General features: G+C 33.3%; 11 protein-coding genes. 6 read left to right on the forward strand and 5 right to left on the reverse strand.

The window, feature by feature from the left end; all coding sequences use genetic code 11:
- Nucleotides 1-63 precede the first annotated feature (63 nt).
- The 4 genes from ACZ267_RS00670 to ACZ267_RS00685 form a co-directional block, all read right to left on the reverse strand.
- A complete protein-coding gene (locus ACZ267_RS00670) occupies nt 64-534 on the reverse strand; it encodes a helical membrane plugin domain-containing protein (RefSeq protein ID WP_002465484.1) in 471 nt (156 codons plus the stop codon).
- Complete coding sequence (fdhF, locus tag ACZ267_RS00675; protein ID WP_015364774.1) at nt 534-3,488, reverse strand: formate dehydrogenase subunit alpha; 2,955 nt, start codon at nt 3,486-3,488, stop codon at nt 534-536. The genes ACZ267_RS00670 and fdhF overlap by 1 nt, the downstream gene beginning before the upstream one ends.
- A gap of 275 nt (nt 3,489-3,763) precedes the next feature.
- Nucleotides 3,764-4,723 (reverse strand): LCP family glycopolymer transferase, encoded by a 960-nt coding sequence (locus ACZ267_RS00680; RefSeq protein ID WP_002467026.1) that lies wholly within the window; start codon nt 4,721-4,723, stop codon nt 3,764-3,766.
- 157 nt (nt 4,724-4,880) lie between these two features.
- A complete protein-coding gene (locus ACZ267_RS00685; protein ID WP_002467031.1) occupies nt 4,881-5,672 on the reverse strand; it encodes an inositol monophosphatase family protein in 792 nt (263 codons plus the stop codon).
- A gap of 420 nt (nt 5,673-6,092) precedes the next feature.
- On the opposite strand from ACZ267_RS00685, the gene ACZ267_RS00690 reads away from it, so the two are divergent.
- Nucleotides 6,093-6,791, forward strand: coding sequence for a helix-turn-helix transcriptional regulator (locus ACZ267_RS00690; RefSeq protein WP_002467024.1), 699 nt, complete (start codon nt 6,093-6,095; stop codon nt 6,789-6,791).
- Between the two features lie 20 nt (nt 6,792-6,811).
- Here the strand turns inward: ACZ267_RS00690 and ACZ267_RS00695 are convergent, their stop codons facing one another.
- Entirely contained in the window at nt 6,812-7,549 is a 738-nt protein-coding gene (locus ACZ267_RS00695; RefSeq protein WP_002467021.1) for a CPBP family intramembrane glutamic endopeptidase, read from the reverse strand.
- A 45-nt stretch (nt 7,550-7,594) separates the two neighbouring features.
- Between ACZ267_RS00695 and ACZ267_RS00700 the strand changes: the two genes are divergently transcribed.
- The 5 genes from ACZ267_RS00700 to ACZ267_RS00720 all read left to right on the forward strand — a co-directional run bounded on the left by ACZ267_RS00700 (nt 7,595) and on the right by ACZ267_RS00720 (nt 12,389).
- Nucleotides 7,595-7,939: a hypothetical protein gene (locus ACZ267_RS00700; RefSeq protein ID WP_002467029.1), complete on the forward strand. Its 345-nt coding sequence runs from the start codon at nt 7,595-7,597 to the stop codon at nt 7,937-7,939.
- A 173-nt stretch (nt 7,940-8,112) separates the two neighbouring features.
- Nucleotides 8,113-9,168 carry a MupG family TIM beta-alpha barrel fold protein gene (locus ACZ267_RS00705; protein ID WP_002467028.1) on the forward strand — a complete coding sequence of 352 codons (1,056 nt, stop codon included), beginning with the start codon at nt 8,113-8,115 and terminating at the stop codon, nt 9,166-9,168.
- A gap of 3 nt (nt 9,169-9,171) precedes the next feature.
- The gene (murQ, locus tag ACZ267_RS00710) at nt 9,172-10,059 is read left to right on the forward strand and encodes an N-acetylmuramic acid 6-phosphate etherase (protein ID WP_019236043.1); all 888 of its coding nucleotides are present in this window, start codon (nt 9,172-9,174) and stop codon (nt 10,057-10,059) included.
- 13 nt (nt 10,060-10,072) lie between these two features.
- Nucleotides 10,073-11,515, forward strand: a complete 1,443-nt coding sequence (locus ACZ267_RS00715; protein ID WP_002467022.1) for a PTS transporter subunit EIIC — start codon at nt 10,073-10,075, stop codon at nt 11,513-11,515.
- Between the two features lies 1 nt (nt 11,516).
- A complete protein-coding gene (locus ACZ267_RS00720) occupies nt 11,517-12,389 on the forward strand; it encodes a MurR/RpiR family transcriptional regulator (RefSeq protein ID WP_002467023.1) in 873 nt (290 codons plus the stop codon).
- The last annotated feature ends 43 nt before the right edge of the window (nt 12,390-12,432 follow it).

The following is a 12,432-nucleotide window of genomic DNA, read 5'->3' on the forward strand; positions in this document are numbered from 1 at the left end:
CATCCATCACGCTTTTGACAAACCTGTTCATCAAAAGTTGTTTGTTCTGACCTCTTCTTATATCTAATCTTCTCGAGACATACCTTTTAATAAATTAAGCATATAGGTGATACTTCTATTCATATCATCATCTTTAAGAACCCCTAGCAAGCTTCGAACACTCGTTTTGGAATGGCTACTTGCTTGATTGGCTACATGCATACCTTTATTCAGTCTATTGAGCATCTCACTTAAGTCTTTAACATTTAAGTCGCCAAGTAAAAATACTAATGATGCCATATTAGATAATAATCCAGTATAAATATCTTTATTTAATTCGACTGCAAATTTATTAATAATAACTTGTCTACCTTTAATACCACCAGATAGTGCGTCTAACAATTTCGCTTCGTCTAAAACTTTAACTAATCGAATTGCTTTCATGATACTATCTTTATTCTCAGATATTGCATCTAACACTTCATTGAGATTATCTGCTTTGACTTGTTCATCTGATTTTTCCATGCGTTTAATTTGAGTTATTCTTTCTGCCATCAGTCATTCACCTGATTTCCTGGGAAAATATAGTCTGGACGCGCCCATTTTTTATCAACTCTGACACTATATTGTGGATTACGTTGTTTGTCTACACGGAAGTTAGTTGGGTTTAGCGGTGATTTACCACGTTTAGTTATCACTTCCATTCTTGCACTTGTACGTTTATACGATGGTGTATCTGTGTATGGATCTACATCACTATTAGTAAGTAAGTTGATTGCACCCATATTACCATTTTCTAAAGCATCATTATTTAAAGGAATGTAAATTTGTTTTCCACTTACGCGATCTGTAACATGTACCGTTAATGTAGCTTCGCCAGTTTCAGAAATTAATTTAACTTGTGCACCTTCATGAATACCTCTATCTTCAGCAAGTTCTGGTGAGATTTCTACAAAGGCATTAGGCACTTTATATTTAATCATTTCAGTTTGATATGTCATGTTTCCTTCATGGAAATGTTCTAATAATCTACCATTATTAACATGTAAGTCATACACTTCATCTTCTTTGAAGAAATTATCGAATGTTAATGGATAAAGTTTTGCTTTACCGTTATCAAAGTTAAATCCATTTAAATAAAGTAATGGCTCATCTGTACCATCTTTATGCACTGGCCACTGTAAACTATTAAAGCCTTCTAATAAGTCGTAACTTACACCTTCATATAATGGTGTCACACGTGCAATTTCATCCATAATTTCGCTTGGATGTTTGTAGTTCCAGTTAAATCCTAAACGATTTGCGATAAGTTGGAAAATTTTCCAGTCTGGTTTAGAGTCACCTTTAGGATCAAGTGCTTGGTATAACCTTTGGATTCGACGTTCAGTATTAGTGAATGTGCCATCTTTTTCTAATGACGGACTAGCTGGTAATACAACATCTGCATAAGTTGCTGTATAAGTTAAGAATTCGTCTTGAACAACCATAAAGTCTAGTTTTTCAAAGGCAGCTTGAACAAAATTGATATTAGAATCAACTATTCCTGTATCTTCACCATATAAATATAGTGAATTAATTTCACCATTATGAATACCTTCTATCATTTGATGATTATCTCGACCTGGTTTCTTATTTAATTCGACGCCGTATTCTCTTTCGAATTTCGCACGAACATCATCATCAACTACTTTTTGATAACCTGTAAATTGGTCAGGCATGCTACCCATATCGCTACAACCTTGAACGTTATTATGTCCACGTAATGGATATGCACCTGTACCTGGTTTTCTATAGTTACCTGTTACTAGTAATAAATTTGAAATGGCAGTACTTGAATCACTTCCGATATCTTGTTGTGTGATACCCATTGCCCAACAAATAGATACTGATTCTGCTTTAGCTACTTCTTTAGCAAAGTTAATCAAACGTGATTGAGGGATGCCTGTAGCTTCTTCTGCAAATGCCATCGTAAATGGTGCTAATGATTCATAATACTTCTCAAAATCATCTACCCATTCGTCTAGGAATGCTTTGTCATGCAGATCATGATCAATAATATATTTCGTTACAGCACCTAACCATACTAAGTCTGTACCTGGTTTCGGTTGATAAAATTCATCTGCACGTTCAGCCATTTCATGTTTTCTAATATCAAATACATGTGATTTTTGTCCAAATAATTTTTGAGCTCGTTTCATTCGTGATGCAATAACAGGGTGTGCCTCAGCAGTATTTGTACCAATTAATACAGTCATTGCTGCTTTTTCAAGGTCTTCAATACTACCTGAATCACCACCGTGCCCGACAGTTCTAAATAATCCTTTAGTAGCCGGTGCTTGGCAATATCTTGAGCAGTTGTCAACATTATTCGTTCCAATGACTTGTCGTGCAAGTTTTTGCATTAAATATGACTCTTCATTTGTTGCTTTTGAAGAGGAAATGAATGCCAAATGATCTGCGTCATATTTGTCTTTAATTTGTTTGAAATTATCTGTAATAACATCTAACGCTTCTTCCCATTCAACTTCATGAAATTGACCATCTTTACGCACAAGTGGTTTCGTCAAACGTTGATCAGAATTAATATGTCCCCAAGAGAATTTTCCTTTCACACATGATGCAATTTTATTAGCTGGAGAATCATGTGAAGGTTGTACTTTCAACACTTCTCTATCTTTAGTCCATACTTCAAATGAGCAACCTACACCGCAGTATGTACATACTGTTTTGGTTTTGTTAATTCTCTCTTTACGCATTTCCGCTTCAGAATCAGAAATAGCAAATAATGGACCATAACCTGGTTCAGCCTTTTTAGTTAAATCAATCATTGCAGCTAATGAACCTGGTTCAGTATCTGTCATATATCCAGCGTTACCTTCCATATTGACTTCCATCATGGCATTACATGGACAAACTGTTGCACATTGGCCGCATGATACACATGAAGATTCATTAATAGGTACATCATTATCCCAAATAACTCTAGGATGTTCACGATCCCAATCAATACTGATTGTTTCATTTACTTCAATATCTTGGCATGCCTCTACACAACGTCCGCACAAAATACATTGGTTCGGATCATAGCGGTAGAATGGACCATAATCTTTTTCATATGGCTTTTCTTTATATTCATAAGTTTGATGTTGAAGCCCCCACTCGTCCATCGTATTATGAATTTCACAGTCTCCATTGTTATAATCACACACTGTACAATACAACATATGTTTTTCTAAAATACGATCTAATGCTTCTTTTTGAGATGCTTGTACATGATCCGTAGTTGTATTGACTGTCATTGGTCTATCAATAGTTGTGCCACAAGCTCTTTCTATTTTGCCGTCAATTTCTACAGTACAGGTATCACAAGTTTGAATAGGCCCCATTGACTCGTTATAACAAATGGCTGGTACGAACGTATCTCTCGAACGTATAAATTCAAGTAAGTTGGTACCTGGTTCAACCAAATAATCTGTACCATCTAGAGTGACGATTAAATGTTCTTTCATATTTTCACCCCATTATATATAGTTCCGTATATGCTAACGTTATAATGTCTAACTTCCATCTATTTAAAATGCCCCACACATATATGTATAGATAGAATCAGTTTAATTGTATAACTTTAACCATGCAATGTTAAGTATTTTTAAAATTTAATTGATTGTTTAATGTGAGTATTTAAACCAATACAAATAATCGAATTAAAAAAAGACAATAGCGACGATTTTAAACTATCGCTATTGCCCTTAATTTAAACTGGTTATTATTTATTATGATATCGTTATAAATTCAAATTGTCTTTAAGTAAATTCGTGTTCTCTTGAAGTGAGCTATCGCTAGGTACAAAGTAATATAATCCGTCATCTTGTATGCCGCCTTGACCATCTAATTGATGTCTACTCACTGTATCATTAGCATCTTTATATTTACTTCTAATTGTATTGAGTTCTCCTAATGACAGATCTGTTTTAACATTCTTTTGTATTTCATTCATTAACGGTGCAAAATGTGTAATCGATGACGCACTAGTCATTTTATTAGCCATAGCTTCTAGAATGAGTTGTTGGCGTTCTTGACGGCCGAAATCTCCACCAGCACCTTCTTCTTTACGACTTCTAATAAAGCTCATCGCCTCTTCACCATTAACATGCGTTTTCTTACCTTTTTCAAAATGTATTCCGTTTGTTGTAAAGGTATCGTTACTTACAACATCAATTCCACCCATAGTATCTATCATGTCATGTAATCCATCCATATCGATCGTTGCGTAATGATCAATGGGAACATTCATTAATTTTTCTAATGAATTGACAGCCATATTAGGACCACCATACGCATAAGCATGTGCTATTTTTTCTGTTGTACCTTTACCAACCATTTTAGCTTGAGTATCTCTAGGTACACTTACAATCTCTGTTTTCTTCTCTTTTGGATTAATAGATAGAATCATAATCGTATCACTACGAGATCCGCCACCTTGCGCTTTACGTTCAGCATCCGAATCTACACCAAATAATGCTATCGTGAATGGATCACCATTTTTCAAATTAACTTTGCCGTTTCTTAAATGTGAATAATCTCTATTTAAAGGATTATGTATTTTATCTCCAGTAATAAATATCTTGGCAATGACATATATCATTGCTAATAGCGCTAATATAAATAATATGCCAACAAACCAAACTAAAATTTTAGCTGGTAGACTCATTCTATTTTTTTCTGTTCTGCGCACACCCATCATTCCTTTTCCATAATTACTTTACATGCTATATACCTTTATTATTATATAATAGAAAAATATTTTTACTATACTTCTAAAGTCTTATTATGCGAAATTTATTGTAAAAATATTAATCCTAATGGAATATGGAATAATGATTTTAATATCGAACATTATCTTATCTTTCATAACCCATATCACTATTTAAAATTTCAAGTACTGCGGAGTAACATCCTTCATTACTAATAATAAATGGCGCAGCTGTTGATAAATCTATAGGTCCACCATTTAACGCTGTCATTTTCAGCCCAAGTTCTTTCGCAAATAAAAATTGTGCGGCAATATCCCAAGGTTTAGGATTAGTATTGATATGTGCACCAAATTGACCTTTAATCACCCTAATTGAATCTAAGCCACAAGAACCAATAATTCTATGACTAAAAGACGCATCATATAATTGATGAATCGTTTCATCATTCATGACTTGTGTATTGAACGATAATATGGCTTCTTCTATATCCATATTAGGTGGTTGTTTCATCACTTGCGCATTATCAAATGCGCCTTCATTTTCAATAGCCTTATATAAATGTTGATGTGGGTAATCATATATATATGAAAGCTTAGGTTCGCCATCTACAAAATAACCTAAAATAATACAATAATCTTCCTGTTGTTTCACCAAATTAGACGTACCATCTATAGGATCCATAATCCAAACATGTCCTTGTCTAGGATCTATCTCATCATTATTTTTTTCTTCTGCAAATAACCGATGACCTTCAAGTTGTGTTTGTAGGAATACTTGAAATTCGTTTTGAATTTGTTTATCCACATTTGTCACTAAGTCAAAGCGATTTAACTTTGTATCTGTTTCCATTTCCGCGATTAAATTTGGGATGATTTGGTCTACGTTTTTCAACCATTTTGTTATCATTTCATCTATCTTGTGCAAATCAATGTTATGCATTAATAACACCTTCCTATATATCTAAAAATATTAATGATTTTATCATAATTAATTAAATTAAATGTGTTAATAGCTATAGTAACATGCCAGTGTCCATTTGCATCTTTTTACATAAAAAAATCGGCTAGTCTTATGCTAGCCGACAAATAGAAAGGAAAGTAAGTAATAAATATTGAAGATGTTTTAGTGTAACTCGAACGATTACCAGCTATCTGTTATATAGCTCTACCCCTTTGTTAATCGCTCCCCCTGTTACAAATAATATATTAACATAAAGCGTTTTCTTTTGTAAGCGTTTTCCAAAATTTTTTTAGACCATTTTTTCACTTTTTAATCCAAAAATGCGCTATAAATGTCATCATTGTCGCTTATATGATATAATTATTGTAATATGTAATGTTAATTTGGAGGTGACTTTCATTGAATAAGTTAGAACGACAAAATCGCTTAATAACAGAAATACAACAAAGTAATAAAATAACTGCTTCTGAATTAGCCAAACGTTTTAATGTATCAAAACGTACCATTCTGAGAGATATTGATGATTTAGAAAATCAAGGTGTTCAAATTCATGCTTCTCATGGTAGCCAGGGTGGTTACAAAATTCAAGATGCACAAGCCAAAATTGCACTTACTTTGACTGATAGTCAATTGTCTGCGCTATTTCTTACCTTAAATGAAAGTCAATCTTATTCTACGCTACCCTATACTAAAGAAATTCAAGATATACTTAAACAATGTTTAACTTTACCTCAAACGCGTGTACGAAAATTATTAAAAAAAATGGATTACTATATAAAATTCGAAGATACCGCACAGATAACACTTCCAAATATCTTTTCCGATATTTTAATTTACTGTACTGAACGAAATGTCATGCTTGTAGATTTTTATGAAGACAATCAAACTATTGCGGAGAACGTTATCTTTATTGGTCTATTATGTAAAGATGGTCAGTGGCATGCTGTGGTATTTGAAATTGGACTAGGTTCTACACGAGAACTCCCTATTAAAGATATACAAGATATCTCCTACTCATTTGAAAAAACAATTAAAACGCATGATATTACGATTGATAATTATCAACAATTTTTAAACCCAACTGATTTACACGTGTAATCAGTTGGGTTTATTGTATATTACATAGAAATTGTATATATCGTGATTATAAATGATAATAGATTATTGAGCATATGAATCGTAATAGAAGACGCTAAATTTCTGTTTGACTTTAAATATACGAATACTAAAATAACTGCGAGTATAAAGTATGCACCAAATTCTAATGGTGATTTAGCATCACTTACATGAATTAGTGAAAATGTTACAGCGGAGATAATCCCCATAAAAATAAAATTAAATTTTTTTCCTAATTCACCTATAATGATATGTCTGAATACAATCTCTTCAACGATAGGCCCAACAATCACTATCAATATAAAAGTGATTGGTAAAAATAGAGGGGTCTTAAATAATTGATTTAATGCTAATTCATTCTGTGTTTCATTAAATTGCCATGATTGCGGTAATAATTCCATCATCCATTCATAGGCTTTTGACGCACAAATTGAGATAATGAACATCACAATTAAAAATTTCCAATGCTTTTTTATATAATTAATCCCATTCTTCAAGCGTTCTGAAAAGGAACTGATATGCATAAGGTAAAAACATAAAATGGCAATAACATAACTCATGGTTTGTGCAACGGTAGCAACCATCTCACCCATTAATCGATCTATATGTATATAATGCGTATTTAATATATTTACACCTATCCTTGAAAATATCATCATTGTTATAAAGATAATTGGTATTAAAAATAAATCTCTCCAAGCAATATCTTTAAAACGGTACCCTTTGTTCGAAAGTTTCATATCTATATTTCCTTTCTTTTTACATTTAACTACTAAGGAGGCTTTATGAATTCTCAAGAAACATTAAACCATATTGAATTAAAATTAACACAACTTATCACACATACTGAAATGCTAAAATATTACTTAGTATCACATTATAGCAAATTTGAACCATCATTAAATGAATTTAATACATTCATCATTAAAGAAAGTAATTGGATTAAGACAAATTCAACAAACCGCAACTGTACTTCTTTAAGTCATTTCACTCATTATCAAAATTTAATTGCTTACCTCGTCGAATACCCGCTTCATACTATTAATTATGGTGATATTTTTCATCATATTATCGAATACCAAAATATGATTTACCGTACACTTATTCAATTTAAAGATCACACTTTTTAATTCTACTTATTTCCCTCATTATATTTTTCGTATTTTATTCTCCAAAAGTACTATTTATTTTATTTATTAATATTTTTGTAAAAAACAAACCTAAATCTAAAATGTAAATTGTAAATGACTAATATTAGCGTTATAATCGGATATGATTAAGCTTATAAATGAGGAGGATGATCATGCTCGGTTTCTCGGTCTCGTTAGGAAGTAAATTAAATCAATCTTATATTCAATCAATGGTATCTCAGGGATACGATACTATTTTTACTTCTCTACAAATACCCGAAGAGGATGATCAACTTACACTGATACATTTTGGGGAATTGTGTCAGATATTATCTCAATATTCAATCACCTTTATTATTGATGTGAATCCTTCTTTACTTAATCACCACTTTTACAGTTTATTAGATCAATACGCTCATGGGGATTTTGTTATCAGAATCGATCACGACCTTAATATCAATCTTATTCATGATATACAGCAACACGGTTATCGATGTTGCATTAACGCAAGTACGATAACTCAAAGTGAATTATCTACGCTATATCGTCATTCAAATATTCAATCACTAGTATACTGTCATAATTATTATCCAAGGCCGGATACTGGATTAAGTGCGACATTTGTCGAACAACAAAATGCACTCATACATTCTTTTGATTCAATGGCAGATATATATGCCTTCATTCCAGGAACTGAATTAAGAGGACCCATTTTTAAAGGTTTACCAACTATCGAGGTACATCGTAATCAGCATCCTTGTTTCGCGGTTCATGAATTAGAACGTGTTGGTATCTCAAATATTATTATTGGAGATACTAGGTTTGATTTAAATTTAGCGCGTCAACTCTATCAAATGTGTGTCCAACGACACTTTGAACTGCGTGTTAATGTCACTGAAAATATCAATGATGACCTGTCAAATATACTATTTACTAAGCATCATTCAAGAATCGATTCGCCCGAACATATCATACGTTCTTATGAATCTAGACACTTAATTAATCAAACTATTGAAGCCGTTGGTATCGACCAAAGATTACCCGGAGATATTACTATCGATAATCATCTGAATGGTCGATATGAAGGTGAACTACAAGTAATTAAATCACCACTTCAAGGACATCCAAATATCAATCGTATTGCACGAATTTATAAACAGGATCAACCATTTATCCATTTGATAGCGCCAGGTGATACTTTTGAATTTAAATGTTTAAAGGAGCAATGACAATTGAATCATTTAACGACTGAATCACGTAATACAGAGACTATGCATTTAGATGAAATGTCAATTCAAGAAGCACTTCAAACGATGAATGACGAAGATCAATTCGTTCCCAAAGCTATAGAACCGATCATTCCTGAATTAACAAAAGTCATCAAAGAAGCGATATCTAAATTCAAGAAACATGGTCGATTGATATACATTGGTGCAGGCACAAGTGGTCGATTAGGTGTTTTAGATGCAGCAGAATGCGTACCTACATTTAATACTTCACCCGATGAAGTCATAGGTATTATTGCCGGTGGAAGTAAGGCTATGACAGAAGCTGTTGAAGGTGCGGAGGATAATGAAGAACAAGGGAAAGCTGATTTAAAGGCAATTCAACTATCAAAAGATGACATAGTGATTGGTATTTCTGCTAGTGGACGTACACCTTACGTTAAAGCCGCTTTAGCCTATGCAAACGAGGTTGGCGCCGTAAGCGTATCTCTTTCTTGCAACACAAACAGTGAGATGAGTAAGTTAACACAATATGTGTTGGAAGTACCTGTCGGACCAGAAGTATTAACCGGTTCAACTCGCTTAAAATCAGGTACAGCCCAAAAACTCATTCTCAATATGATATCTACCATGACGATGATTGGTGTAGGGAAAGTTTACGATAACTTGATGGTAGATTTAAAACCAACAAATCAAAAATTAATTCAACGTTCTATTCGAATTATTAAAGATATATGTGATTTAAATGACGAAGAAGCTAAGTTACTCTATGAAAAAGCCGATCAAAACATTAAAACTGCTGTTGTGATGTATTTATGTGACACAACTAAAGATGATGCACAAAACAAATTATTACAACATAATGGTGTGATTAAGCAAGCCATCAAAGGTTAAGGGGGCTAATTCTATGAGTAAAGAAGACAGACTCGCACAAGAAATCATCAATGCGGTAGGTGGAATGCGTAATATACAGCGTATCATGCATTGTATGACTAGAGTGCGGTTATCCATTAAGAATCCAGATATAGTTAATTATGATGAATTACATCAAATAGAAGGTGTCATAGGCATCGTTGAAGATGAAACACTTCAAATCATTGTGGGTCCCGGTGTAGTAGAGAAAGTGGCAGGACATATGGCAGATTATAGCCATGTACCGTTAGGTGAAGATATCTCCTATTCGGACAATCAAAGTTATCAATCTCAAGCTAAAGAACTTGCAAAAGAAAATAAAAAGCACTACCAAAAATCAAGAAAACATAGTAAATGGCAACGTTTCTTGAAATCAATTTCAAATATCTTTATTCCTTTAATCCCCGCTTTTATCGGTGCAGGTTTAATCGGTGGTATTGCAGCTGTGCTCAATAATATGCTTACTGCTCATATGATTTCTGGGGATTTTATGAAACAACTCGTAACCGTATTAAATGTGATTAAAGACGGAATGTTAGCATATCTAGCCATTTTCACTGGTATCAATAGTGCTAAAGTATTTGGCGCAACTCCTGGTTTAGGTGGTGTCATTGGTGGCACAACACTACTAACTGGTCTGACTGATGAAAATCCGATTAAAAATATTTTCACTGGTGAACCACTTGTTGCTGGTCAAGGTGGAATTATAGGTGTTATATTCGCTGTTTGGATACTGAGCATTATTGAGAAAAGACTACATAAAGTAACTCCAAATGCTATAGATATTATCGTCACACCAACATTATCCCTACTCGGAGTAGGATTATTAACTATTTTTATCATCATGCCAATGGCTGGGTTTGTATCAGATGGTTTAGTTCACGTCGTTAATTGGGTAATAGACGTTGGTGGTGTCTTTAGCGGATTTATCATCGGTGCATTTTTCCTTCCACTAGTAATGTTAGGACTTCACCATATTTTTACGCCAATTCATATTGAATTGATAAACAGTACTGGTGCAACTTATCTACTACCTATTGCTGCAATGGCGGGTGCAGGTCAAGTTGGTGCTGCATTAGCATTATGGGTTAGATGCCGACACAATCAACCACTAAGAAACACATTAAAAGGTGCCTTACCTGTTGGATTCTTAGGTATCGGGGAACCACTGATTTACGGTGTAACCTTGCCGCTTGGAAGACCATTCTTCACTGCTTGTATAGGTGGAGGTATTGGAGGTGCCGTCATTGGCGGTATTGGTCATATTGGAGCTAAAGCTGTAGGACCTAGTGGCTTATCACTATTGCCACTGATATCAGATAATATGTATTTAGGTTATATTGCTGGATTGCTGTCAGCATATATCGGTGGATTTATCATGACTTATTTATTTGGAACGACTAAAGAAATGAGAAACTCTAATAAACTGGGTGATTAAAATGACAAACATTTTATATGAAATAGATAACCAGTATCCCTATTTAACAAAAAATGAGAAAAAAATAGCAAATTATATTTTGAATGCACCGCACCATGTTGTGCAAATGAATTCTCAAGATCTAGCACAAGAACTTGATACAAGTCCATCTTCTATTATTAGATTTAGCAAAAAAGTCACTGAAGGTGGTTTTCACGAATTAAAAATTGGTTTATCTAAATATTTACCAAAAGAGACCACGGTCTACAATGTGGAATTAGTTGACAATGAAAGTACAGCATCATTAAAAAAGAAGATGCATTCTCGTGCTAAAGGTGCTTTGAATAATGCAAATGAAACACTAGACGATAAAACAATTGATCGTATTTGTGATCAATTTAAACAATCGAATCGCATTTTCATATATGGTTATGGCGCTTCATTTGTCGTTGCAACTGATTTATATCAAAAGCTATCTCGTATTGGAATGAATGTACAACTTGTACAAGAGACACATATTTTCACTACTATGTTAGCATCCTGTGATAGTCGAGATTGTGTTGTTTTTATTACTAATAATGGTATGCAAAGTGAAATGCAAGCCATTGCTAAAGTTGTAGTAGATTATCATATTCCAATTATTACAATTACAAGTTCTTCAAAAAATATTATTTCTCAGATGTCAGATATAGTACTAGATTATGGACAATCAGATGAAAATGAAATGCGAATGGGTGCGACTACATCATTATTTGCACAAATGTTTACGATCGATATCCTATATTATCGTTATATAGCTCTTAATTATCAATCATCGTTAGACTTCATTACACAATCAAAAATGGCATTAGATAATTATAGAAAACATCTTTCCAATATTGATTTCAAACATTAAAAAAGATACAGTTTAGACATTAATGAGTGTCTAGACTGTATCT

Source organism: Staphylococcus sp. AC872, assembly GCF_979255425.1.